Origin of the sequence: Pedobacter sp. R20-19 (assembly GCF_000708265.2) — a bacterium.
GTDB lineage: Bacteria > Bacteroidota > Bacteroidia > Sphingobacteriales > Sphingobacteriaceae > Pedobacter.
On sequence record NZ_JCKI01000005.1, the window covers coordinates 423,584 to 448,089 of the forward strand.

Sequence of the window (24,506 nt, forward strand, 5' to 3'; positions counted from 1 at the left end):
AGGGAAACGTAATTTACGGTAATTATCATTTAATGCTCAATCTGGTATTTATACGATACAATAGTAAAGCTATCATATGCTCGTTAGAACCAGCTCAAGTGCTACTTTTATTTATGAAATTTCTTAGTTCTTAGTCAGTGTGCCCACGCTCGTTTCTAACGAGCGTGAAAATAGGAAGCCGTATTTTACGATCTTAAAGATCTTATGCACTCGTTTTTAACGAGAGCATAAGATAAAATTTATCTTAGAAATTGACGAAGTCCTTCAGTCCGCAAACCCTTTGAGACTTCGTAAATTAAATAAATGCCCACGCTCGTTTCTAACGAGCGCGAAATTAGGAAGCCGTATTTTACGATCTTAAAGATATTATGCACTCGTTTTTAACGAGAGCAGAGGATAAAATTTATCTTAGAAATTGACAAAGTCCTTCAGCCCGCAAACCCTTTGAGACTTCGTATAAATGCCCACGCTCGTTTCTAACGAGCGTGAAAATAGAAAGTCGTATTTTACGATATCATTCAAATAGCTACTAATAATGAGAATATCAATAAAATTAAATGAATTTAGTTTAGTAAATATCTAATAATTCCACATCTAAAATTCCACCCATATTGGTGTAATTTGAAGCTGAGCTATAAATGTAGTGTTCTGGTTCTGAAACTATCCCAGCTCTAACCGGATTTTGATGAATGTAATTGAGTTTTTGATAAGTAAAATGAATAGATTCTAATTCAACTGCATGATAACCATCCTGCCAAACTTTATAGTTTTCAATCCTTTTTAAATACCTGCCTGCAAACTCAAATTTGTTTAAAAGCCACTTTTTACGACTTTCATTTCCATACTCAATTTCCTTTATAATAGCTCGATTAGTGTATTTCTTAAAATCCCTAATAATTTCAAATAACTGGTAGTTGCCAGATGATGATGCAATCAAGTGGATGTGATTAGTCATTAAGCAGAAGGCAAATAATTTTAAACCTTTAGTTGTTTGACAATATTTTAATGAGTCAATAATAATCCCTTTATAAGATTGACGAGTAAAAATATCAACCCAATCTACTATTGTAAAGGTTAAAAAGTAGATTCCATCAGGATCTCTTGCTGTATATTGATCAGACATAACTTAAATCTAATTATTTTTACGATATAATCGTAAAACTATTGTGCGCTCGTTTGAAACGAGCGCAGGCGCTACTTTTGTTTATGAAATTTCTTAGTCAGGGTGCTCATGATTATTAAAAACGGGCGCGGGTATTAAGTCCTTCCAGCCACAACCATTTGAGACTTCGTAAGTTTACTTCATGACTTACAAAGTTTTGTCGGCCATGTGAAATGGGGAACTTCGTCAGTCTAAATATCAAACGGCGCTTGTGCTCATGCTCCTTTATAACTAGTATGTATATAGGAAACCGTATTTTATGGTGAATTAATTTATACGATATAATCGTAAAGCGATTATGCACTCGTTAGAAACGAGCGCAGGCACTAAAATTGATAAAGTTCTTCAGCCCGCAAACCCTTTAAGACTTCGTAAGTTAAACCAAAAAAAAAGCAGCTACTTTTTTGGTAGCTGCTTAATATTCTTTAAAATTCTAATTACTATTCGTTAGGGCTTTGTTGTGCGTAATAGCCAGAAAACTTAGCTTCTAAACCAGAGAATATTTTTTCCAGTTGGGTACTTACCTTTTCTTGCCCTGCAGCTTTACTGGTCTTAATCATTCTGTCCAAATAATATAGGCCAGTCTGAATATTTTGAGATCCGGTTAACGATCCTTTAGATTTTGAAATATCACTTAAGAAAATAAGTTCTTTATTAATATAATCACCAGATTGGGTTAAAATCTCATTAGCCCTTGCCGTTTCACCCAGTTTATATAGATTTTCTGCCATGTAGTATTTTACAACTACCGTACGTAAACCAAAGAACTTTTGAGGCATTACCTCATAATATTTATCCACTACTTTTTTAGCTTCGGTATTTTTGCCGTCTTTAATTAAACTTCCGGTTAAATTGCTGAAGATATTAGTGAAAATAAAAGTATCATCCGATGATTGTGGATCTAAGTAAGTAGCAGTTTTCATATTGCCCCATTTAAATTTAGTCATCACATTTTTATACAATACAGGTGTATTCAATTGTTCTGCCCGCTCCTGATTAGTTGTTGTATCAGGTTTTAACGGCATTAAGTGTAAAGCTAAACCCTCGCTGTATAAATATTTATCTAAACCATTGTATTGTTCAGAAGGTACAGTAGATGCAAAATAAATAGGTCGTTTCCAATTATTATGAGCAAGGATATCTAACATGGCTAATGTACCCTTTGTAACATAACCTTTATTAAAAGTCCAGTCCATTTCAGGAGTAATTTTTGCAACATCAGCAGCAGAAACTGTACCTGTACTGATTACCTGTTGCGGATCAATGGTGATTTTGAAATTTTTAGTAGGCAGGAAGTTAGATTTTGTACCATCCTGCATAGCTACTTTATCGTTATCATCATTTGATAAAAGTAAATCTACAATGTTTTTAAGTTCAACATTACCAGCGATTTTGTAATCATCAAAAGGCATTACATCTCTTTCACCCTGAACATATTGCTCCGGTTTCATGCTAATTGGTAATGGATCAGATTGATTTTGTTTCTGTCTTAAACCATTGATATACCAATCCGTATCGAATAAACTTAAATTCACGATCCGAACATCCGGACGAACATTTTCAACCTCCTGAATATACCAAAGCGGATAAGTATCATTATCGCCGTAAGTAAATAAAATGGCATTTGGTGCGCAGGATTGTAAATAATCCAATGCAATATCATGTGCCACCATTTTTGTTGAGCGGTCGTGATCATCCCAGCCTTGTTCAGCCATAATTACAGGTGCAACCAGTAATCCAATCACGGTAGCGCCAATAGCACCAGCAGTTGGAGTTAGCTTTTTAAGTACCCACTCTCGAATGGCCAGCACGCCGAGCCCAATCCAAATGGCAAAAGCATAAAACGATCCTACATAGGCATAATCTCGTTCACGTGGTTCTAATGGCTTTTGATTTAAATATAATACGATTGCGATACCAGTAAAGAAAAATAATAAGGCCACCACACCTGCATCTTTTTGATTGCGTTGGAAATGCCAGATGGCACCCAACAAACCAATAATTAACGGTAGGAAGAAAAAGCGGTTGTAAGCTTTATTATCAACAGTTGATGGTGGCAAATGGCTTTGATCGCCAATTTTCCATGAATCGAAAGCCTTAATTCCACTTAACCATTCTCCCTCGTAACCACTTCCCTGACCTTGTTCATCATTCTGGCGGCCAATAAAGTTCCAGCCAAAATAACGCATATACATATAGCCAATCTGATAGCTGAATAAGAAACCTACGTTATCTACCAGATTTGGTTTTTTAGCGTCATCAAGGTGCATCCATTCTTTGTAGAATGCAGCATGAGGAGCATCATCACTATACATACGCGGTAGCAGCGTATTATTGTTGTATTCATATTCTGTTTTTGTACCCGCTTTTTCGTACTTATCATTTCCCTTTCTCCAGATGGTTTTTCCACCCTCTTTAATGCCTGTCCGCTCCGAATTATAGTTTGGTCCGTAGCCTAACGGTCTATCGCCATACTGTTCACGGTTAAGGTAGCTTAAAAAGGAGAAAGCATCTTTAGGCGCACTGTTATTTAAATTAGGATCAGCTTTTGCCCTGATAATGATCATGGAGAATGAAGCATATCCAAAAATGATTAATACCGTAGAAATTAAGCCCAGGTTTAATAATTTCTTTTGGTGTTTAATGGAGTATCTGATTCCCCAAACCAATAAACCAATTAATACGATCGCAAAAAAGAGAACACCGGTTCCAAAGCCTAGACCTAAAGTATTAACGAAGAACAAATCGAAATAAGCACCAAAGGAAACTAAGTATTGAATAATGCCATATTGAATAACAGCTAAAATTAAGATTCCAACAATAAGGGTTTTAAAAATGCCTGCAGTAGTGGCTTTGCCTGTTCTTCTGAAGTAATAAACAAAAGCAATTGCCGGAATGGTTAATAAGTTTAATAAGTGAATACCAATGGATAAACCCATGATATAGGCAATAAATAACAGCCATCTGTCAGCCCTCGGCTCATCAGCATGAGATTCCCATTTTAATATCGCCCAAAATACGATGGCAGTGAATAAAGATGATTGGGCATAAACTTCTGATTCTACTGCAGAAAACCAAAAACTATCAGAAAAAGTATAGGCCAATGCACCAACTGCTCCTGCACCCATAATGCTAATCAAAGTGCTTTTTGATAGCACTTCACCAGGTTTAACCAGTGTTTTCTTAGCCAATGCCGTAATCGTCCAGAATAAAAACATGATGGTTGCGCCGCTTGAAACTGCAGAACCAATATTCATCCAGTAGGCAATTTTAGTAACATCACCAAAAGCAAAAATAGAGAAAAAGCGTTGGATCATTAAGAATAGTGGTGCACCTGGTTGGTGTACTACCTGCATTCTGTAAGCTGATGCTATAAATTCTCCACAGTCCCAAAAGCTTGCAGAGGGCTCCAGGGTTAAAACATAAGTTATGGTAGCAATTAGAAAGCAGATCCAGCCTACTATATTATTGACTTTAGAATAATTCATTGGTTGTTTAATGATATTAAAAAATGGTTTTCACATAAAAATGCTGCCGAAATTAACTATTCTAGTCGATAAAACTGGTAAATTTTAAGATTGATTTAACAATTTTTAACGTGATTAACCCATTTTAAAAGGCATTCATTTTTTTAAATCAGTTGTAAATCATAATATGTGCGTACAGCATGAGGCTCAATAATTTCTGCTTAACCACTCACAAATGGTGTAAAGCGATTTAAAAGGATGTTATATCTGCCTTCAATCTTTTTGCTCAGATCTGGCTGTTTAAACCTTTCTGTCAATTTGATTATCTCATTCATCATGCTCATGTATATTCTAACTTTTTGCTCCGATGCCAGATGGCCCTGACTTTCTGATACATCAGCCAAATGAATAAGCTCTTTATCGAAGTAATCGGCAGATTTCTTAAGTAAGGTATTAGCCTGATTTAACTCATTAATCTGATAGAGGTTTTCAGTAAGGTAAACTGTACTTATTGCCTGTCTGTAGGTATAAAGTTGATCAGGAATTACTTCGAAATATTTAGTTGCCACTTTTTTGCCTTTTGTCATATTACCTTCTATAATTAAGCCATTGAGCAAGCTGACAAACATATTGGATAGCATCGTTACGTCGTCAGCTGATTGCCGATTTAAATGATTGGCATTTTTGATATTGCCATAACTATAAGTATTCATCAGGTTTTCATATAGAGGCTTTAGGTTAATGGGATCTGAATCTTCAGAAATTTGATTAGGCTTAAGTGGAAGTAATCTTCTGTTGAGGCCTTCCGTATATAAGTATTGATCTAACCCAAGATATTGCTCAGTAGGCATGGCCCCGGTAAAGTAAATAGGGCGTTTCCAGTGGTTATGTACAAGAATATCAAATAAAGCCAGCGTACCTTTGGTCACATATTCCTGGTTAAATGTCCATTTAATACTGTCTGCAATTTTACCGGCATCCTCTTTAGGTACAGTTCCTGTATCCAGTACTTGTTGAGGATTTACAGTCAGTTTAAGGTTTTTTGTAGGTAAGATATTGTATTTAGAACCGTCGCTCATGGTTACTTTATCTGCATCGTTATCAGATAGAAGGATGTCTAAAATCTGTTGAAGTTCAACATGCTGTGCCACTTTATAATCCTGAAAGTACATGATGTCTCTCGTACCTTCTACATATTGCTCAGGTTTTAAAGTGATGGGTAGCGGTGCAGATTGATTTTGTTTTCTGCGCATTCCGTCAATGTACCAGTCAGCAGTAAATAAACTCAGGTTAACCACCCTTACATCAGGACGGATATTTTCTACCTCCTGGGCATACCAAACCGGATAGGTATCATTGTCTCCATAAGTAAAAATGATAGCATTTGGCGCACAAGCCTTGAGGTAGTTTATAGACATGTCTCTGGCTACATGGCTTTGAGAACGGTCATGGTCGTCCCAGCCTTGGCTCGCCATTAAAATTGGTACAGCAAACAGGGCTAAAACTGAAGCAAAAATACCTGCCTTTGCTGGCGTAACTTTTTTAAATATCCATTCCTTTAATCCGAAAACACCTAAGCCAATCCAAATGGCAAAAGCATAAAAAGAACCTACATAGGCATAATCCCTTTCACGTGGCTCTATCGGCACAGAGTTGAGGTAAATTACAATGGCCACACCAGTAAAGACAAATAGTAATCCAACTACACTAGCATCTTTCTGGTTTCTTTTAAAGTGCCAAACAACGCCAATTAATCCAATAAGAAATGGCAAAAAGAAGAAACGGTTGTAAGCTTTATTTTCCAGGGTAGATGGAGGAAGATTTTTTTGATCGCCTAAACGTATCGCATCTATCGGTTTTATTCCGCTTAGCCATGCACCATCCTTTCCACCCAATTGCCCATCTTCATTATCCTGTCTGCCCACAAAATTCCACATGAAATAGCGCAGGTACATTTGCCCTGCCTGAAAAGAAAACATATATCTTAAGTTATCTGCAAGAGATGGTTTGTGTGCATCATCAAAGCCCATAAAATGTTTGTAGAAACGCACATGTTCTGGTTTATCGCTATACATGCGTGGCAAAAGGGTTTTATCGGTATACACATAAGCTGATTTTTTTCCAGCCGATTCGTACCGCTTGTTGCCCTTACGAAAAATTTCTCCGGTTTCTTTGATGTCAACCTTCTGCGAATTATAATTCTCGCCATACAGCAATGGCCGATCGCCATATTGATCCCTGCCCACATATCTGGAGAAAGAAAACACATTATTTACATTGTAATTATTAAGATTTGGTTTTGCATATGCCCTGATCATAAGTAAGGCAAATGAACTATATCCAAAAATAAGCAACACGGTAAACAGCATAATCAGGTTTAATATCCTTTTCTTTTTAAGAATAGAATACCTGATACCGAATACTAAACTGGTTATCAAAATTATTGCAAAGCACCATATCCCTGTTCCAAAACTGAATCCTATAGTGTTAACAAAGAAATAATCAAAACCTGCTGCAATAGAAATCAAGTATTGAATAATACCAAACTGAACGATAGCAAGTGAAAGAATCGAGATTATAAAAGTCTTAAAAATACCTTTCCAGCTTGGTGTAGGTGTTTTTTTAAAATAGTAAACAAAGATTAAAGCGGGGATGGTTAACAAGTTAAGAATATGTATGCCAATGGAAATGCCCATCAAGTAAGCTACAAAAAGGAGCCACCGATCTGCTTTTGGTTCATCAGCCAGCGCTTCCCATTTCAAAATCCCCCAAAATACTACAGCGGTGCAAAGCGATGACAGGGCATAAACCTCTGCCTCCACAGCAGAAAACCAAAAACTATCAGAAAAGGCATAGGCCAGTGCACCAACAATGCCGGCGCCAATGATACTAATGATGTTCTGATTCGTAAGGATTTCATCTTTTTTAACAATTGTCTTTTTTGCTAAAGCGGTAATGGTCCAGAATAAGAACATAATAGTGCCTGCACTTGCTAATGCTGATGAGATATTAATAAAATAAGCCACTTTGGTTTTATCACCAAGGGCTAGTGTAGAAAATAACTTTTGAATCATGGATACCATTGGTGCACCAGGCTGGTGAACAACCTCCATTCTATATGCTGATGCGATAAATTCACCGCAATCCCAGAAACTAACAGATTGATCTAAAGTGAGGATATAAGTGGTTGCGGCAATGATAAAGCATAGCCAACCGCCAATAGTATTGATCTTTGAGTAATTCATAGTGAAAATTTAGTCTTTGATAATAAATGATTTATGTGGTTCTTGATTAAAAATGTCGTAGAAAAAAATAAAATGTTGCACAGCATATGATGATTTTTTTATCTTTGCAATGCAAAAAGGAAGAGAGAGAAAAAATTAAAAAAATATTTTAAAATGACTCTTGCATATTTCAAATAAGCTTCCTACATTTGCATTCCCTTTCGAGGGGTTAACCTCGAGAAAGTTTGTCCGATAGTATAAGGGTAGTACGACAGTTTTTGGTACTGTTTGTCTTGGTTCGAATCCAGGTCGGACAACAAATTTATCATCGGATCGTGTTTTTAAATAACATGATCCGTTTTTTTTTAACCGTAAACTACACGGACTATGCCATTGCAGTTTAACCCGGTAAAATTATTTTCCGGAACAGGTTCACGAGGATTATCACTAAAAATTGCCGAAAGTTACGGCAAACCACTTGGTGATGTTACAATCCACAAATTTAGTGATGGAGAATTCCAACCTTCTTTTGATGAATCAATCCGCGGCTGCGATGTTTTTTTAATCCAATCTACTTATCAGCCTAGTGATAATTTAATGGAACTTTTGTTAATGGTTGATGCGGCTAAAAGAGCATCGGCACATTATATTACCGCAGTTGTTCCTTATTATGGTTTAGCCCGTCAAGATAGAAAGGACAAACCTCGTGTAGCAATCGGTGCTAAATTGGTGGCAAACTTATTAAAATCAGCAGGTATCCACCGCATTATGACGATGGATTTGCATGCGGCTCAGATTCAGGGTTTCTTTGACATTCCGGTAGACCACCTGGATGGATCAGTGATATTTGTGCCTTACATTAAAAGTTTAAATCTGCCAAATTTAACTATTGCATCTCCTGATATGGGTGGTTCATACAGAGCCAGAACTTTTGCAAAGTTTTTCAATGCAGAGGTAATTATCTGTGATAAACGCCGTAAACGTGCCAACGAAATCGAATCTATGTCGATTATTGGTGATGTAACCGGGCAGGATGTAGTGTTGATTGATGATATTTGTGATACCGCCGGAACATTATCAAAAGCTGCGGCTTTGATTATGGAAAATGGTGCTGCCAGCGTAAGAGCAGTTTGTACGCATGCTGTATTATCAGGTAAAGCGATAGAAACGGTTGAAAATTCTGTGTTAACGGAACTGATCGTAACGGATACCATTCCTTTAAGAATGGAGAGTGAAAAAATAAGGGTGCTGAGTACCGCAAGTTTATTTGCACGGGCAATTGCCAATGTAAATGAGCACGGTTCAATTAGCGACTTGTTTAGAGTATAGTGTTAAGCGTGTTGCGATAGGCGTTTAAAAGGCCAAAACAACTTGCGCTGAACAAAAAAAGAGTTTGAAAAAGTTGAAGGTTAAATAGTTTAGGACTTAAGGTCTTGATACTCTATACTTAAAACTTGATACTAATAAATAAATAAATATAAATAAAATGAAAACAATCGCAATTAGCGGTTCTCCAAGAGAGAACGTAGGGAAACGCGATGCCAAGGAACTTCGTTACGAAGGTAAGGTTCCGGCGGTATTGTATGGTGGAAAAGAGCAACAACACTTAGCAGTGGTTATTGCTGATTTAAGAGATGTTATTTATACCCCGGAAGTAAATTTTGTGGAAATTGATGTGAACGGTACTAAAACTAAAGCTATCGTTAAAGACACTCAATTTCACCCACTTACTGACGTGTTAATGCACATCGATTTTCTTCAGTTATTTGATGAAAAAGAAATCGTAATGGAAATTCCAGTTAAATTAGTTGGAACTTCTCCAGGTGTTAAAATGGGGGGTAAATTAATCCAGAAATTACGTAAATTACGTATCAAAGCATTGCCTTCTAACATGCCGCAAAATGTTGAAGTAAGCTTAGAGAAATTAGAAGTAGGTAGTTTATACCGTGTGCGTGACCTTAAAGTTGAAGGTTATGCCATCACTAATACTCCTGAAGATACGATCGTTTCTGTTGCAATGTCTAGAGCATTAAAACAAGCAGAAACTGAAGCTGCTAAAGGTAAAAAATAATCATAATTGCTTGATTAGAAGGGACGGCTCGAATTTATTCGAGCCGTTTTTTTGTGACCAGGATTTTAAGATTTAAGGATTTTAAGGATCATGCACGAAGCAATGATGATGAACCAATTAATACTCGTCCTCCTGAATTTGTTTCAGCATCTTATCTATATAGGTATTGAACTAAATTCAGCATGATGATTTTTGAGTAGATTGCTTTGTTAGCTGAGAAAGTCCTCGAAGCAATCTCCTACACTGGCAGGATTACTTTTTTGTCTTTCCGCTTTGGTCTTTCCGTTTTCTGCTTTAGTCTTTAAGCTTTAACCTTTCCGCTTTAACCTTTAGTCTTTCTGCTTTTTACCTTTGGTCTTTCCGCTTTAAGCTTTTACATTTGCAACCATGAAATATCTGATAGTTGGTTTGGGGAATATTGGTCCGGATTATGCACACACCAGGCACAATATTGGATTTGATATTGCTGATGAATTAGTTAAAGGCTTAGGTGGGAGTTTTGATAATATCCGGTTGGCCTATTATGCTGAAGTAAGTTTTAAAGGAAAAAAACTTCATGTGATTAAACCAACCACCTTTATGAATCTAAGTGGAAAAGCCGTAAACTATTGGATGAAAGAATTAAAGATCGCACCAGAAAACGTATTGGTTATTGTTGATGATCTGGCGTTGCCATTGGGTAAGCTGCGTTTGAAACTTCAGGGCTCTAGCGCTGGCCATAATGGTTTAAAAAGCATAGAAGAAGTTTGTGGCGGACAAAATTATGCCCGTTTACGGTTCGGTATCGGAAATGATTACCCTAAAGGTCGTCAGATTGATTTCGTTTTAGGTTTGTTTGATAAAGATGAACAATTAGAATTGCCAGCACTAATCGATAAAAGTGTAGAATTGATCAAGAGTTTTGTTACGATTGGTCCGGCACATACCATGACTGCTTTTAATAAATAAGATCAATCATCATTCTTAAACCTCATCTTCATGACTTTCATCGAATTTAAAGATTCCTTAAAATCTGATCAGCTGCCACGAGATCTGCCTGTTCCATTAACAGCACTTTGGTATGATGGAAAAGGAAACTGGGATATGGCTCACCATGAAGTTGATCATTTAGATGACCCTACTTCTGCCTTAATTCATGCTTATTTACATCGTAAAGAAGGTGATGTTTGGAATGCAGATTATTGGTATAGGAGCGCTAAAGAAATTCGACCGCAAATTTCTTTAGAAGAAGAATGGCAGCAGTTGGTTATGCGATTTCTCTAAACAATCAATTCCTTGATTTTGTAACTCGCAAACCAATTCCATGTGCTTGTTGACTTTATGGCGAGAGCAATAAAATAAAAGCATAAAAAAAGACCATCTTTCGATGGTCCTCAATCTTTATGTTTAAATTACTTAACCTGTTCTTGTGCTCTGGCAATATATGCATCTACTAATTGTGCTTCAGGGCTTTCAGGGTATTGTGTCTTAATTTTGGTATAAGCATCAACAGCACCGTTAAAATCTTTAAGATTTTCGTTTACCAATCCTAATTTTTTAAGAAACATTGGTGAAGTAAATTTACTGGCTTTATCTGATGCTTTTTTATAGTAAGTAGCAGCCTGTTTATAATCTTTTAGTTCACTATAAGCATCGCCTAATAAACCTAAAGCCAATGGGTCTGCAACCGGACTGCCAGTAGCGCTATATTTTCCTAATGCATCAATAGCTTGTTTATATTCACCTTTACGTAAATAAATTCCGCCAAGATAAAGGTTAGCTAAATTAGCAGATTTAGTATTGTCATACTCTTCAGCAATTTGCGCTAAGCCTGGGTAACCACCTTCGCCTTTAACTGCTTTATTATATAACGAATCAACACCTACATAAGATTCAGCTTTAAACATTTTGCTTGCTGCCTCTTCAGCACGGCCTTTTAAGTACACATTTTGATACCAAAAATAAACACCGATTAATAAAACTACGGCACCTGCGATAAAAAGCAAGCTCTTGTTATTTTCCTGTAAAAATGAACCTTTTTTAATAGGTTGAGTAGTCTGGTTATCTGTTGTAGACATGTTTGTTTAAAAAATTAAGATTGCAAAAATACATTTTTCAATCAAAGTATCAACCTTTATTTTGAAGTATTTAATTAAACATTAGTTATTTAGAGGTTAAAAAACGGTAAATTGCGCCATATTTATGTGGTTAAAGAATATTACGCTTTTAAATTTTAAAAACTATTGCGATGCAGATCTTCAATTTTCAGATACTGTAAACGTTTTTACGGGGAATAATGGATCGGGCAAGACCAATATGCTTGATGCGATTCATTATTTATGCCTTTGTAAAAGCTATTTTAACCCGATCGATGGTCAGCAGATCAAGACCGGAGAAGATCTTTTCATGATTCAGGGCGATTTTGACCGCAATGAAAAAAATGATAAAATTACCTGTGGCGTAAAGCGAAATCAAAAAAAGCAGTTTAAACGAAATAAAAAGGAATATGAAAAACTTGCTGATCATATTGGTTTGTTTCCTGTGGTGATGGTTTCTCCATATGATGTGAACCTAATTATGGAAGGTAGTGAGGAACGAAGAAAATTTATTGATAATGTAATCTCTCAGACCGATTCACACTACCTTGATCAGCTAATTGCCTATAACCGGATTCTTTTAAACAGAAATGCCTTCTTAAAGCAGATTGCACTAACCAGAAAATATGATCCAACATTGCTGGAAATTCTGGATGAACAATTGGTAATTGCTGGGAATAAAATTTTTGCAACCAGAAAAGCATTTATGGATGAGTTTATTCCACTTTTTAATGCGTATTATCTGTACCTTACCGAAAATAAAGAAACAGTTGCCTTAAATTATCAATCGCAACTTTTAGATATGCCCTTTGATGAGTTATTGCGAAAATCGGTTGAAAAAGATCGGGTGTTAGAACGCACTACAACCGGTATTCATAAAGATGAGCTCGCCTTTGTAATTACTGATATGCCATTGAAGAAATTTGGTTCACAAGGCCAGCAAAAGTCATTTTTAATTGCATTAAAGCTGGCTCAATATGCTTATCTCGCTAAAAATAAAGGTTTTAAGCCATTACTGTTATTGGATGATATTTTTGATAAGCTAGATGATCATCGCGTGCAAAAATTAATGCAAATGGTATCTCACCATGATTTTGGTCAGATCTTTATTACAGATACCGGAAAAGAAAGAGTAAAATCAGTTTTTGAAAAAATAGAAGTTGATGTAACTTTATTTGAAGTTAAGGAAGGACAAATAAGCCATGCGTAAACCGAATGATGTAACCATGAAAGATGCCATCAGTAAAATGCTGGATGTGTATCGCTTACGTAGAAAATTTGATGAGACATCTATTTTAGCCATCTGGCCCGAAATTATGGGCACGGCCATTGCCAATAGAACTACACAGATTTACATCAAGGATAAAAAATTATTCATCAGAATAGAATCATCTGTGATTAAAAATGAACTCGTAATGGTTCGTCAGGGCATTATACAGAAGCTAAATGAGCACGCAGGTAATGTGGTGATTAACGAAATGGTATTTCTTTAACTGGCTATAAGCAGAAAGCGCCGGACGATAAAATCCAACGCTTTCTTATTTTGATTTAGCACCATGGTGCCTTTCAAATTAACTTCTTCCGCCGCCAAATATTTTAGCCAGAATCCAAATCAGTAGTGCTACTACCACTACGACTACAATTATGCCTGACCAAACGCCGGCTTTGAAAATACCTCCAACAAGTTCACAACTGCTTAAGGTAGTGCATAAAAATGCGATTAATGCTACAGGTAATATCTTTTTCATACTGATGTTATTTTTTTATAAGCTAACATCCAATACGAAATAAAGTTTTAATTGGAGTTTATTTACCGTTAACTTTTAGCAACTCAACTTCAAAAATTAAAGCGCTATATGGTGGAATATCGGCTCCGGCACCACGTTCGCCATAAGCCAGTTGGTATGGGATAAAAAATTTGTATTTAGATCCTGCAGGCATTAACTGTACACCTTCTGTCCATCCTGGAATAACTCTGTTTAAGGGAAAGCTAATGGGTTCACCACGATCGTATGAACTATCAAATTGTTTCCCGTTTAGTAAAGTTCCCTTGTAATGCACCAAAACAGAATCTGTTGCGGTAGGTTTAACGCCTGTTCCAGCAGTTAGCACTTCGTATTGCAGCCCGCTGGCTGTAGTTTGTACGCCAGCGCGTTTTTTGTTTTCTTCTAAGAAATCTTGTCCTTCTTTTATCATTGGTCCGTATTTAATTTTATTGGCTTCAGCTTCAGCCTTATTTTTCACTGCTGATGCCTTAGTGATGGCTGCATTGATACTTTCCTGAGCTTGTTGTGGTGTTAAAATCAATTTTCCACCTGTAAATGAATCTTTTAAACCTTTTAACAGCAAATCATAGTTTAATGTTGATAATCCAGTCGTTTTTAATCCAGCACCAATGGAAGTTCCAAATGCATAGCTGGTAGAATCTAACCCAGTTCTTAAACCAGAAATAACGCTGGTGGTTTTAGTTGTAGTGGTTTTTATTGTCTTTTTAGCAACAGGTTTTTTAATAGCTGTTCTTTGTGCGTAAGATGCAATGTTGATGATTGAAAGGCAGGCTGCCAAGAGAATTGTTTTCATTTAATAATTAGGTGTAGTATGGTAACGGTTATATATGCTGAATATTTTGAGCCTGAAAGATACAAAATTGATAAAACAATAAAACCCCGAAAATATCGGGGTTTTAGTTTAAAATATTTTTAATATAGATTAAAAACGCTCATCTGCCTTAAAGAAGAAATTACCTTCAATTTCAGCATTTTCATCAGAGTCTGAACCGTGAACTGCATTCGCATCTATAGATTTGGCATATTTCTGACGGATGGTACCTTCTGCAGCTTCAGCTGGATTTGTTGCACCAATTAATTTTCTGAAATCTTCAATAGCATTGTCTTTTTCTAGGATAGCAGCAACAATTGGTCCTGAAGACATGAAGCTTACTAAATCTTTGTAAAAAGGACGTTCAGCGTGAACGGCATAAAACTGACCAGCAGTTTCATCAGTTAATTTGGTATATTTTAATGCGATGATTTTGAAACCTGCATTGGTAATGTCGTTTATGATCGATCCGATGTGGCCGTTTGCAACTGCATCAGGCTTGATCATGGTAAAAGTTCTGTTCGTGCTCATTGTGTTTGAATATCAATTTTTCTGCAAAACTACGTTTTATTGATGAATAATCACAAACCTTATGTAAGATCCTGCTACGCTGAAAGTTGATAGGAACAGGTAAAGTAACTCAAAATCAGTTTTATAATATATGAGGCCGCTAATCTTAAAATCCTTTAATCCTATACTAAAAATACTTAGCTTTGCAACGCAAAAAATATATGCTTACACTACCTGAGTTAAAATCTTTACTGGCTACGCCACAACGAATTGTTATCACTACGCACCACAAACCAGATGGAGATGCAATGGGTTCATCATTAGGTTTGTATGGCTATTTAATCCAAAAAGGTCATCATGTAAAAGTAATTACGCCAACGGATTATCCAACTTTTTTACATTGGATGCCGAATAATTCTGATGTAATTATTTTTACTGAGGAGCACGAAAAGGCTGCCAAACTGGTAGATGAAGCTGCTTTGATTTTTTGTTTAGACTTTAATACCTTAAGTCGAATTAATGAATTGGGTGAGCTTGTTAGGGCGTCAGGTGCTAAGAAAGTGATGATTGATCATCATTTAGAGCCTGAAGATTTTGATGATTACCGCCATTGGAGCATTAACGCTTGTGCGGCAGCACAATTGGTATATGACTTTATTGTCAATCAGCTGGAAGATAAAGCAGGCATTAATAAAGATGTTGCAACTTGTTTATATACAGGCATCATGACAGATTCCGGATCGTTTCGTTTTGAATCCGCAACATCTGATGTATATAGAATTGCGGCAGACCTGATTGATTTAGGTGCGGAACATTGGAAAATTCATCAACAGGTATATGATAACGCAAGCGAAGATCGCTTAAGATTCCTGGGTTATTGTCTGTCTAACAAACTTGAAATCATTAGAGCATACAATACTGCAATTATTGCAGTAACCAAAGAAGAACTTGCCCGTTTCAATAGCACAACGGGTGATACAGAAGGCATAGTTAATTACGCACTTTCTATTAATGGAATCAAGCTTGCTGCTTTAATTATAGAACGCAGTGATAAGGTGAAGCTTTCGGTAAGATCTACCGGAGATTTTCCTGCAAATGAAATCTGTAAGAAATATTTTAATGGTGGGGGACATCGAAATGCTGCCGGTGGTGCATCAGAGAAGCCTTTGAATGATGTGGTAAACGATTTCAAATCCATTTTAGAAGAGTATAAAAATCAATTAATTGCGTAAAGCAAATAACCAAATTAAATAAAGTTTAAATACAAAATGAAAAAAGGAATTATTGTTCTTGTAGCTGCAACATTAGGGTTGGCAGCCTGTAACAAAGAGAAAAAAGGTGCTGGTGGCTTATTGTATACCATTCATCATTCTGAAGGTAAAGAGAAAATCAAAGAAGGAGATATCGTTAAAATGAATTTTATTCAGAAAAACGATAAAGACTCTGTTTTAGGCAGTACATATGACAACGAAAACCCACAGGTTTTTCCTGTTCAAAAGAAAATGTACGCTGGTGATATGAATGATGTGCTTACCTTATTTGGAGAAGGCGATAGTGCAACTTTTAAAATCAATTTAGATACAATGGCTTTTTATAGCAAACAGCCTAAACCAGAGCAGTTTAAAAATGATAAGTACATTACTTTCACCATTAAAGTAGAGAAAGTTTTCAAAAAGAACACAGGCGAAGCTGATTCAACCTTTAATAAAAGAGCAAGTGAATTTTTCCAAGCAGATTTTAAAGCAGCCGCAGAGAAAAAGAAAGGTGCTGAAGAAGGTAAAATCAAAGCATACGTTGCCGATAACAATTTAAAAACTAAAACTTCTGCAAGTGGATTACAGTATATTATTACTGCTCCGGGAAGTGCTGAACGTGCGCAACTTGGCGATACAGTAACGTTGAATTATACAGGAAGATTAGCGAAGAAAGATGCTAAAGGTAAATATCCGGTATTTGATACCAGTGATGAAAAAATTGCTAAAGCTGAAAATAAATTTCAGGCAGGCAGACCATATGGTCCAACTAAAATGGCTTTGGGCGGAACCATCCCAGGTTTTACTGAAGCATTGCAATTGGTTGGTAAAGGTGGAAAAATCACCGCTATCATTCCTTCTAAATTAGGATACGGTGAGCAAGGTGCTCCACAGGTTGGAATTATGCCTTACAACCCAATTGTATTTGATATAGAGATAACAGATATTAAAAAGGCACCAGCAGCAGCAGCGCCGGTTAAAAAATAAATTTAAAACTTAAAAAGTGTTGTTTCATTTGAGCAACACTTTTTTTGTGCATTAAGTTATAGCAGAAGATGAAAAAAGGAGTAATTATTATATTGGCGGCCACTTTAGGTTTAGCTGCCTGTAATAAATTTGAAAAGGGTGAGGGTGATATGACCTATAAAATTTACAATAGCGAAGGAAAACCTAAAATTAAAGAGGGTGATTTTGTTAAGTTAAATGGGATTCAGGTGATTGAAACCAAAAATGGTGATTCTACCTTGGTGAATACATATGATAATGAAAGACCAGCATTTTTTCCTATCAGTAAATCGATGTTTAAAGGAGATTTAGCTTCTGCTTTAAAATTATTAGGTGAAGGGGATAGCGCTGTTTTTAAATTGAATCTGGATTCTATGGCTAAATATTCTGGTCAGCCTAAACCTACTGGCGCAAAAGATAATTTTTCTACGTTTACCATTAAAATAGAAAAGGTTCTGCATAAAGCTGCTAATGAAGCGGATTCTACTTTCGAGAAAAAGAAACGTTCATTTTTTGAAGAAGAATATAAAGTTTTAATTGCTAAAAATAAAGCAAATGAAGCCTCGAAAATAGCAAAATATATTGCTGATAATAACTTGAAAACCCAGAAAACAGCATCAGGTTTACAATATGTAATTGAAACACCTGGCAACACTCAGCGTGCTACCTTAACAGATACCGTTATGGTTGATTATACAGGTCAGTTCACTAATAAAAAGGCCGATGGTAAAATCAACGTTTTTGACACATCAGATGCTAAGATTGCAAAAGAAGCTGGTATTTACTCGCCAATGGCGCAATATTCAGCCCGTCCATTAGTTTTGGGGCAACTGGCTCCAGGATTTATTGAAGGCGTTCAAATGATTGGTGTAGGTGGAAAAATTAAAATCATTATTCCTTCCAAATTAGGTTATGGAGAAAATGGTGGTGGTCCGATTAATCCTTTTACTCCATTGGTTTTTGACATCTACTTAAAAGCAATTAAATAAGATATAGCCGGATTGCATCCATAACAGCCGGTTTTATTTTCCATCATAGCCTCAATTGATTTTAATCGATTGAGGCTATCTCTTTTATGATTTTGATTTAGGAAAATAGGTTGCTTTGTATCTTCTCAAATGGTTGTAGCCTCTCGCTTACGACTAAACGTAAATTGTGATCGCATTAAGATTGCTTCGGCAGCTGAAGAGGTCTTCTCGCAAAGGAGAAAATGAGGATAAATTCTTTATAACTACAAAGCGTAAAACAATCTTGTTTTAGTGTCTCTGTCTAGTCTTAGCCAGAAGGGCGTCTTTCTTTTTCTTGATAAAGAAACAAAAATCAAATAGGGGTACCAGGTTAACGAAAAACCTATACTTCGTAGCTTAGGGATGCCTCATACTTCGGCATGACAGCCAGGGGCATCAATGATCGAGTATGCAGAAAATATTTGCATCTATGTTTAAACAATTCTTACTATAGTTAAAGTAAAGCCAAACCACTGACTTTAACAGAAAAATTGCGAGCCGGCGCTTTTGTTTCTTTTGGTGCCAAAAGAAAATAAGCCCGACCGGCAAGAACAAATAAAAAAATTATCTAATCCTTCCAGTCTTTAAAAGGATAGGTAGTTAGACTGGCATTATAGTAACGTTTATCGCCAGTTACTTCTACATCAATCCAAGGTGGACACTCAAAATCTTCGGCTTCAGATAACAGCTCAATTTCTGCTACAATTAAGCCATCATTATCACCAGAGAATACATCTACTTCCCATATTTTTCCTTGATAATCAATTTCATACCTGACTTTTTCTAGTTCACCTTCCGAAAAATTATCCAGTAGTTCCTTCGCTTCCACTATAGGGATTTCATATTCGTATTCTAATCGTGATGCGCCAAGTGTAATGCCCTTTATTGTTAACCAGGCCTTTGCTTCTGCTATTCTCACCCGAATGGTTTTAGCAGGATCATTTAGGATATAACCTTGCCTTAAGTCTTTCCCGTTTGGTTTAACAAGTATATTCCATGCGTCATGATGAACCAGAAACTTTCTTTCGATTTCCACTCCCATTATTTGGCTCTTTTTTGTAAATCAGCAATCGGCATACTAATCATTCTTCCCATCGGTTGTTTGCCTTTATAGGTAATTACACGGAGCATACTTGCATCTTTTGGTGGCGTAATAGCCGTTGTATATTTAGGATAGAAACGATCTGGCATAGAATTATCGAAGCTGTAATAAATATCCAAGCCATCAATTTCAGGCGTTAGCTCAATCATCAACTGTTTGTCAGAACTGCGTTTCACAGTGAATATCGGATCGTAAATAGCTGGTGAATATTTAACTTCAGCTAAATCCAATCTTTTAAAGTGCTCTTCTGTACGATCAACGAAACTGGTCCAGTTTTTCTTTTCAATAGGACTCCAGATGGCTTCAGAAATGGCAAAGGCACGTGGCCATACCATATATTGTACCTGGCGGAAGGTGAAAATTTGTTCCGTCCAGAGATTAGCCTGCCCCCCGATAATATATTTAGGGTCTGCGCCGGCAGGTATTGGATTAAACTGATATGCTTTATTCAATCGCAGGGAGGCATAAACCTTTGGCTCAGTGATCACATCGGCCTGCATATAATCTAAATAGGCAAATTCAGTTGGGCTCATCACCACGTTATGCTTATCTTTTGATGCCTCAATGCCATATTTTAAACCTCTCCAGCTCATGACTGATGCCGTAGGCGAAACACCACCCTCCAAAATTTCATCCCAGCCCATAAATTTTTTGCCTTTAGAAACCACAATCTGCTCTACACGTTTTTCAAAATAAGCCTGTACCTGCGGAATAGTTTTTAAACCTTCTCTTTGCATAAGCGCTTTCACCTGATCATTCTTTTCCCAGAAATTATGCGGTGCCTCATCACCACCCATATGGATATATTCAAAAGGAAAAAGCTTGGCTATTTGTGTAATCACTGAATCCAAAAAAAAGTAAACTTTTTCATTAGCCGGGCATAGTGTATTATCAACTAAAGCGAGGGGAGGAGCACCACGGCTCCAATCCATAATCTTCTCACCTGAACGAACTTTGTAATTAACAGCATCCGGGGTACAAGATAGTTCTGGATAAGAGGCAATTGCTGCTAAACTATGACCGGGAACGTCAATTTCTGGCATAATATTAACAAAACGATCTTGCGCATATTGTACCAGTTCTTTAATATCTTCCTGTGTATAAAAACCACCGTAATTTCTGGGCTCATCAGCAGTAGGTGGAATGAAATCACCAAAAGTACCAGTTTTTTTAACACTCCATGCACCCACTTCGGTTAATTTAGGCAAGCCTTTAATTTCAATTCTCCAACCCTCATCATCCGTTAAGTGGAAATGCAATAAATTAAATTTATAGCGAACCATGTTATCAATGAATTGCTTTACCTCGTCTTTTGTGAAAAAGTGACGGGCCACATCAAACATCAATCCCCTCCAGCCTAATTTAGGATAATCTACCACATCAACACAAGGTAATTTCCATTTTACGTTGTCTACCAGTTCCTTGCTTTCTATCGCTACCGGAAACAGTTGAATCAGCGATTGAACACCCCAGAAAATTCCAGCTGGTTGATTGGCTATAATGATAATTTGTGTGGGGTTAACATTTAGCTTATATCCTTCTGTACCCAACTGGGCATCATTTTGGGTATTCAGTATCAATTTAATTGTAGGATGATTTGCTGTAGAAACGGTGCTCACAAATTTCCCTGTAGCCGTTTTAATTCTTTCTGATAAAAAAGCAATACTCTGTTTTAAACCCTCATTTTTTGATGCCTGAATACTCACATTTTCAGGTAAGGTAAATTGCCCGGCTTTTTTCATGAGCGAAACAGGCTCTGGAATAATGGCAATTGGTGCTGTTGAAACTGCATTTTCAGCATCGCCTATTTCAGTTTCACTGACTAAAGTTTGAGCATATGAACTGGCTGTAAAAATACAGTATGACAACAAAAGGAATAGTTTCTTCATTAAATATTTAAATTGATGAATTAAAAATTATTGATCTGCAATTTATTAAAAAGTTAGGAATTAGCTATTATTCTATTCACTAATCATAAATGGTTAGCCTTCTAAGTCGATTTAGTATCTTCAAAATCAACCCTTATTTATTGCAGCATTTAAACTGTTTTGCCACACCGTTACGAATTTGGAAACAGTAAGTAAAGAAGGTTATAGTTGATTTATAATCGCTTGAATAAATGCCTGATGTAAGTTTTTGCTAAACGGGCTTTGTTGATCTTTTAAACGTTCCGGATGCCATTGCACAAACAAAAGAAATGATTTACCTGCTGGTTCAAGGCGTTCTATCGCTTCGGCAATGCCATCTGGTGAGATGGCACTTACCACTAAACCTTTTCCTACTCTGTTAGTGCTTTGATGATGATTGCTGTTAACCAAACCTAAATCAGTATGTACAATTTGCTTTAACCAAGAAGTTGGATTAATGATGATTCCATGATAACGGTCTTGCTTATCGGGCATTTTAGCATGATCAAACTTTCCCCATGTTGCAATATCTGGAATTAGCGTTCCACCAAAAAACACATTACCAACCTGGATTCCCCTACAAATACCTAAAACCGGAATATCATTCGCCTCTGTATAGGTCAGGATTTTAAATTCAAATTCATCCCGCAGTTCATCAACATCATCTTCATGGCAATAAGGATAATATTCTGGCTGATGGTAAAACCGTGGATGAACATCTTCTCCACCAGTTAATACAATTCCATTGCAGTTGCTGATCTCTTCAAAATTATTCAGTTTATAACCCAATTGAATAACTTCTACGCGGCTATCATATGATAATACCCAATCACGATAAATAGAGAATTTGCTGCAATCTGTAACGCCAATAATTATTTTTTCAGCCATTAAATCAAACGTGATTAATTGAGGTCTTTATTTTTATTGAATATCTGATTATCTCTGGTATTTTTTTGAACTGTGATGGCTCCGAAAAGGGAAAGTAACAAGGCAAAGGCATAAAATCCCTTTTCGCTGGGCAAAAGTGTGGCATTCCATAAACCAATAACCAGCAAGGTGATGGTTAGTAAAGTGGAGAACCAGCTTAAGCCATAGTAAATTTCAGTAACGGGAATACCTTCCAGTTTATCACGAACGGCTTTCTGTAAGGAGATTACAGCAAAAAGGCCAAACATTAAAACAGTAAAATAATATCCCTTTTCATTCAGGAGCATGTCTGAACGCCAAAAGCCAACAATAAATCCAATCATGCCAATGCCTAAGGCAATCCATGAAGCGGCTATAAATGCATTTGATGGTTTTTGATTCATTTGATTAGCGTTTAATAAAAATGTAATTGTTTTATTAATGATAAAGGTTAAAGATATATAATTTTTAGTTGGTCAGTATTTGTACCAATCATTTTCAATACCTCAATACCTTGCCAAAACAATAATACACAATTCTTTATTATACTTAAATCTTAACTTAGTTTAATGCAAACTCTACTTACTTCAGCACAAATGCATAAAGCAGATGAATTTACTATTGAACATCTGCCCATAGCCTCTATTGATTTGATGGAAAAGGCGGCCCGTGCTTTCGCTCATTGTTTTTTAAGAGATGAATTTGATACCAGTAAAAGTATCGCCATATTTTGTGGTAAAGGAAATAACGGGGGCGATGGCCTGGCAATAGCCCATCTTTTGCTTCATAATGGATATTCAAATATTAAGGTTTATCTGGTTAACTTTAGTGATAAACAAAGTTCAGATTATGCTATTAATTTACAACGTTTGGAAGAATCAAGGTGTAAAAAAATAATTTTAAACACTGCTGCAGATTTAAAAAGCATCAAATCTGATATCGTTATTGATGCTATTTTAGGATCGGGGTTGAATAAGCCCTTAGCGGGCGAATATGCAACGTTAGTCCATCACATTAATCAATCTAAAACACGTGTTTACGCTGTTGATGTACCTACCGGTTTCTTTGCTGAAGGTAAATTGCCAAAAGAATATAATGGCATAAAAGCTTTGAAAACAATTTGTTTCCAGCGGCCTAAAATAAATTTTTTTATGCCTGAATCTATTCTGGCAACAACGCAGTATGAAGTTGTACAGATTGGATTAGATGAAACCTTCATTCAGAAACAACTTGCTGATTTTTATTTGATTGAAGAAAGAGATATTAGGCATACACTCAAACCTAGAAAACCATTTAGCCATAAAGGCACTTATGGACATGCCTTAATTATAGCAGGAAATACAAATACAATGGGTGCTGCTTTGCTATCTGCCATGGCGTGCCTGCATACTGGTGCCGGCCTAACTACAGCTTGCATTCCACAAAGTGGTTTAGTTGCCTTAAACAACAAATTGCCCGAAGTAATGGCTCTGCCGCGTGATGAATATCTTCAAATTGAAAACCCAGAAAAGTACCAGGCGATTGCCATTGGGCCAGGTTTAGGGATTTCTATAGAAAACGAACGCATTTTAGAGCATCTAATTACCACGAATCAACCATTGGTAATTGATGCGGATGGCTTAAATATATTAGCCGAGCGGAAAGATTTGATGGAGAAACTACCTGCTCATTCTGTTTTAACACCTCATATGAAAGAATTCGACAGACTTTTTGGTACTCATGATAGCTGGTGGGAAAGACTTCAAACCGCAAAAGAGCAATCCGTAAAACTGAAAATCGTAATTGTACTTAAAAATCAGTATACCTTCATTTGCTCATCCGAAGGTAAAATCTTCATCAATCCAACTGGTCATCCGGCAATGGCTCAAGGTGGTATGGGAGACGTTTTGGCTGGAGTGATTGCTGCGTTTCTAGCACAAAAATATACGACAATTGATGCAGCGATTTTAGGCTGTTATATTCATGGTAAAACCGGTGATGGATTAGCCAAAGAGAAATATGTGGTAACAGCATCTGAAGTGGCTGCAGGAATTGCTTCAATAATCCAAGAACTGATGTAATTTATTTATCTAAACTCTAATTATTTAATAGCTTTTGTTCTAAAATTATTAATGCCACTGTTCTGGTAACAAAATAATTGTTTCAAAAAGTGTGCATTTGTAAATCTTATTATCTGATAGAAAGGATATAAATCAATTTTATTTTAAAAAAAATTAGAA

Annotated in this window: 21 protein-coding genes; 10 read left to right on the forward strand and 11 right to left on the reverse strand. The window is 36.4% G+C overall.

The annotated features are described in order from the left end of the window. Nucleotides 1-568: 568 nt before the first annotated feature. The 3 genes from AN34_RS13690 to AN34_RS13700 all read right to left on the reverse strand — a co-directional run bounded on the left by AN34_RS13690 (nucleotide 569) and on the right by AN34_RS13700 (nucleotide 7,874). Nucleotides 569-1,123: a transposase gene (locus AN34_RS13690; protein ID WP_029286365.1), complete on the reverse strand. Its 555-nt coding sequence runs from the start codon at nucleotides 1,121-1,123 to the stop codon at nucleotides 569-571. 479 nt (nucleotides 1,124-1,602) lie between these two features. Then, nucleotides 1,603-4,650 (reverse strand): DUF2723 domain-containing protein, encoded by a 3,048-nt coding sequence (locus AN34_RS13695; protein ID WP_029286367.1) that lies wholly within the window; start codon nucleotides 4,648-4,650, stop codon nucleotides 1,603-1,605. 200 nt (nucleotides 4,651-4,850) lie between these two features. Further along, a complete protein-coding gene (locus tag AN34_RS13700; protein ID WP_029286369.1) occupies nucleotides 4,851-7,874 on the reverse strand; it encodes a DUF2723 domain-containing protein in 3,024 nt (1,007 codons plus the stop codon). A 366-nt stretch (nucleotides 7,875-8,240) separates the two neighbouring features. Between AN34_RS13700 and AN34_RS13710 the strand changes: the two genes are divergently transcribed. The 4 genes from AN34_RS13710 (at nucleotide 8,241) to AN34_RS13725 (ending at nucleotide 11,187) form a co-directional block, all read left to right on the forward strand. Next, nucleotides 8,241-9,182 (forward strand): ribose-phosphate pyrophosphokinase, encoded by a 942-nt coding sequence (locus AN34_RS13710; RefSeq protein ID WP_029286371.1) that lies wholly within the window; start codon nucleotides 8,241-8,243, stop codon nucleotides 9,180-9,182. Between the two features lie 157 nt (nucleotides 9,183-9,339). Continuing rightward, nucleotides 9,340-9,924 carry a 50S ribosomal protein L25/general stress protein Ctc gene (locus AN34_RS13715; RefSeq protein ID WP_029286373.1) on the forward strand — a complete coding sequence of 195 codons (585 nt, stop codon included), beginning with the start codon at nucleotides 9,340-9,342 and terminating at the stop codon, nucleotides 9,922-9,924. 387 nt (nucleotides 9,925-10,311) lie between these two features. After that, on the forward strand, nucleotides 10,312-10,872 hold the full coding sequence (gene pth / locus AN34_RS13720; protein ID WP_029286375.1) for an aminoacyl-tRNA hydrolase: 561 nt from the start codon (nucleotides 10,312-10,314) through the stop codon (nucleotides 10,870-10,872). Nucleotides 10,873-10,902: 30 nt separating this feature from the next. After that, nucleotides 10,903-11,187 carry a hypothetical protein gene (locus AN34_RS13725; protein WP_029286377.1) on the forward strand — a complete coding sequence of 95 codons (285 nt, stop codon included), beginning with the start codon at nucleotides 10,903-10,905 and terminating at the stop codon, nucleotides 11,185-11,187. Between the two features lie 128 nt (nucleotides 11,188-11,315). On the opposite strand, the gene AN34_RS13730 is transcribed toward AN34_RS13725, so the two are convergent. Further along, complete coding sequence (locus tag AN34_RS13730; protein WP_029286379.1) at nucleotides 11,316-11,981, reverse strand: tetratricopeptide repeat protein; 666 nt, start codon at nucleotides 11,979-11,981, stop codon at nucleotides 11,316-11,318. A 124-nt stretch (nucleotides 11,982-12,105) separates the two neighbouring features. Between AN34_RS13730 and AN34_RS13735 the strand changes: the two genes are divergently transcribed. Both AN34_RS13735 and AN34_RS13740 read left to right on the forward strand, forming a co-directional pair. Beyond that, on the forward strand, nucleotides 12,106-13,209 hold the full coding sequence (locus tag AN34_RS13735; protein ID WP_029286381.1) for a DNA replication/repair protein RecF: 1,104 nt from the start codon (nucleotides 12,106-12,108) through the stop codon (nucleotides 13,207-13,209). Next, nucleotides 13,202-13,492: a DUF721 domain-containing protein gene (locus tag AN34_RS13740; RefSeq protein ID WP_029286383.1), complete on the forward strand. Its 291-nt coding sequence runs from the start codon at nucleotides 13,202-13,204 to the stop codon at nucleotides 13,490-13,492. The genes AN34_RS13735 and AN34_RS13740 overlap by 8 nt, the downstream gene beginning before the upstream one ends. A gap of 78 nt (nucleotides 13,493-13,570) precedes the next feature. Here the strand turns inward: AN34_RS13740 and AN34_RS21775 are convergent, their stop codons facing one another. The 3 genes from AN34_RS21775 to AN34_RS13750 all read right to left on the reverse strand — a co-directional run bounded on the left by AN34_RS21775 (nucleotide 13,571) and on the right by AN34_RS13750 (nucleotide 15,128). Beyond that, nucleotides 13,571-13,747 carry a hypothetical protein gene (locus AN34_RS21775; protein WP_197285518.1) on the reverse strand — a complete coding sequence of 59 codons (177 nt, stop codon included), beginning with the start codon at nucleotides 13,745-13,747 and terminating at the stop codon, nucleotides 13,571-13,573. A gap of 58 nt (nucleotides 13,748-13,805) precedes the next feature. After that, on the reverse strand, nucleotides 13,806-14,579 hold the full coding sequence (locus AN34_RS13745) for an FKBP-type peptidyl-prolyl cis-trans isomerase (RefSeq protein ID WP_029286385.1): 774 nt from the start codon (nucleotides 14,577-14,579) through the stop codon (nucleotides 13,806-13,808). Between the two features lie 129 nt (nucleotides 14,580-14,708). Beyond that, nucleotides 14,709-15,128, reverse strand: coding sequence for a nucleoside-diphosphate kinase (locus AN34_RS13750; protein ID WP_025144153.1), 420 nt, complete (start codon nucleotides 15,126-15,128; stop codon nucleotides 14,709-14,711). Nucleotides 15,129-15,328: 200 nt separating this feature from the next. On the opposite strand from AN34_RS13750, the gene AN34_RS13755 reads away from it, so the two are divergent. From AN34_RS13755 to AN34_RS13765, 3 genes are all read left to right on the forward strand, one after another. After that, complete coding sequence (locus tag AN34_RS13755; protein WP_029286387.1) at nucleotides 15,329-16,339, forward strand: bifunctional oligoribonuclease/PAP phosphatase NrnA; 1,011 nt, start codon at nucleotides 15,329-15,331, stop codon at nucleotides 16,337-16,339. 36 nt (nucleotides 16,340-16,375) lie between these two features. Next, a complete protein-coding gene (locus AN34_RS13760; RefSeq protein WP_029286389.1) occupies nucleotides 16,376-17,347 on the forward strand; it encodes an FKBP-type peptidyl-prolyl cis-trans isomerase in 972 nt (323 codons plus the stop codon). A gap of 68 nt (nucleotides 17,348-17,415) precedes the next feature. Next, nucleotides 17,416-18,354 (forward strand): FKBP-type peptidyl-prolyl cis-trans isomerase, encoded by a 939-nt coding sequence (locus AN34_RS13765; RefSeq protein WP_029286391.1) that lies wholly within the window; start codon nucleotides 17,416-17,418, stop codon nucleotides 18,352-18,354. A gap of 586 nt (nucleotides 18,355-18,940) precedes the next feature. Here AN34_RS13765 and AN34_RS13770 read toward each other — a convergent pair. The 4 genes from AN34_RS13770 to yiaA all read right to left on the reverse strand — a co-directional run bounded on the left by AN34_RS13770 (nucleotide 18,941) and on the right by yiaA (nucleotide 22,691). After that, nucleotides 18,941-19,414, reverse strand: coding sequence for a CYTH domain-containing protein (locus AN34_RS13770; protein WP_029286393.1), 474 nt, complete (start codon nucleotides 19,412-19,414; stop codon nucleotides 18,941-18,943). Continuing rightward, a complete protein-coding gene (locus AN34_RS13775) occupies nucleotides 19,414-21,363 on the reverse strand; it encodes a beta-N-acetylhexosaminidase (RefSeq protein WP_082468406.1) in 1,950 nt (649 codons plus the stop codon). The genes AN34_RS13770 and AN34_RS13775 overlap by 1 nt, the downstream gene beginning before the upstream one ends. Before the next feature lie 201 nt (nucleotides 21,364-21,564). Beyond that, nucleotides 21,565-22,269 carry a gamma-glutamyl-gamma-aminobutyrate hydrolase family protein gene (locus tag AN34_RS13780; RefSeq protein WP_029286397.1) on the reverse strand — a complete coding sequence of 235 codons (705 nt, stop codon included), beginning with the start codon at nucleotides 22,267-22,269 and terminating at the stop codon, nucleotides 21,565-21,567. Nucleotides 22,270-22,283: 14 nt separating this feature from the next. Beyond that, on the reverse strand, nucleotides 22,284-22,691 hold the full coding sequence (gene yiaA / locus AN34_RS13785) for an inner membrane protein YiaA (protein WP_029286399.1): 408 nt from the start codon (nucleotides 22,689-22,691) through the stop codon (nucleotides 22,284-22,286). 165 nt (nucleotides 22,692-22,856) lie between these two features. Between yiaA and AN34_RS13790 the strand changes: the two genes are divergently transcribed. Next, nucleotides 22,857-24,347 carry a bifunctional ADP-dependent NAD(P)H-hydrate dehydratase/NAD(P)H-hydrate epimerase gene (locus AN34_RS13790; RefSeq protein WP_029286401.1) on the forward strand — a complete coding sequence of 497 codons (1,491 nt, stop codon included), beginning with the start codon at nucleotides 22,857-22,859 and terminating at the stop codon, nucleotides 24,345-24,347. Nucleotides 24,348-24,506: the final 159 nt, after the last annotated feature.

Coding starts and splice junctions, on each gene's coding strand:
- AN34_RS13690 (WP_029286365.1), bottom strand. CDS start 1,123: ATGTCTGATCAATATACAGCAAGAGATCCTGATGGAATCTACTTTTTA.
- AN34_RS13695 (WP_029286367.1), bottom strand. CDS start 4,650: ATGAATTATTCTAAAGTCAATAATATAGTAGGCTGGATCTGCTTTCTA.
- AN34_RS13700 (WP_029286369.1), bottom strand. CDS start 7,874: ATGAATTACTCAAAGATCAATACTATTGGCGGTTGGCTATGCTTTATC.
- AN34_RS13710 (WP_029286371.1), top strand. CDS start 8,241: ATGCCATTGCAGTTTAACCCGGTAAAATTATTTTCCGGAACAGGTTCA.
- AN34_RS13715 (WP_029286373.1), top strand. CDS start 9,340: ATGAAAACAATCGCAATTAGCGGTTCTCCAAGAGAGAACGTAGGGAAA.
- pth (WP_029286375.1), top strand. CDS start 10,312: ATGAAATATCTGATAGTTGGTTTGGGGAATATTGGTCCGGATTATGCA.
- AN34_RS13725 (WP_029286377.1), top strand. CDS start 10,903: ATGACTTTCATCGAATTTAAAGATTCCTTAAAATCTGATCAGCTGCCA.
- AN34_RS13730 (WP_029286379.1), bottom strand. CDS start 11,981: ATGTCTACAACAGATAACCAGACTACTCAACCTATTAAAAAAGGTTCA.
- AN34_RS13735 (WP_029286381.1), top strand. CDS start 12,106: ATGTGGTTAAAGAATATTACGCTTTTAAATTTTAAAAACTATTGCGAT.
- AN34_RS13740 (WP_029286383.1), top strand. CDS start 13,202: ATGCGTAAACCGAATGATGTAACCATGAAAGATGCCATCAGTAAAATG.
- AN34_RS21775 (WP_197285518.1), bottom strand. CDS start 13,747: ATGAAAAAGATATTACCTGTAGCATTAATCGCATTTTTATGCACTACC.
- AN34_RS13745 (WP_029286385.1), bottom strand. CDS start 14,579: ATGAAAACAATTCTCTTGGCAGCCTGCCTTTCAATCATCAACATTGCA.
- AN34_RS13750 (WP_025144153.1), bottom strand. CDS start 15,128: ATGAGCACGAACAGAACTTTTACCATGATCAAGCCTGATGCAGTTGCA.
- AN34_RS13755 (WP_029286387.1), top strand. CDS start 15,329: ATGCTTACACTACCTGAGTTAAAATCTTTACTGGCTACGCCACAACGA.
- AN34_RS13760 (WP_029286389.1), top strand. CDS start 16,376: ATGAAAAAAGGAATTATTGTTCTTGTAGCTGCAACATTAGGGTTGGCA.
- AN34_RS13765 (WP_029286391.1), top strand. CDS start 17,416: ATGAAAAAAGGAGTAATTATTATATTGGCGGCCACTTTAGGTTTAGCT.
- AN34_RS13770 (WP_029286393.1), bottom strand. CDS start 19,414: ATGGGAGTGGAAATCGAAAGAAAGTTTCTGGTTCATCATGACGCATGG.
- AN34_RS13775 (WP_082468406.1), bottom strand. CDS start 21,363: ATGAAGAAACTATTCCTTTTGTTGTCATACTGTATTTTTACAGCCAGT.
- AN34_RS13780 (WP_029286397.1), bottom strand. CDS start 22,269: ATGGCTGAAAAAATAATTATTGGCGTTACAGATTGCAGCAAATTCTCT.
- yiaA (WP_029286399.1), bottom strand. CDS start 22,691: ATGAATCAAAAACCATCAAATGCATTTATAGCCGCTTCATGGATTGCC.
- AN34_RS13790 (WP_029286401.1), top strand. CDS start 22,857: ATGCAAACTCTACTTACTTCAGCACAAATGCATAAAGCAGATGAATTT.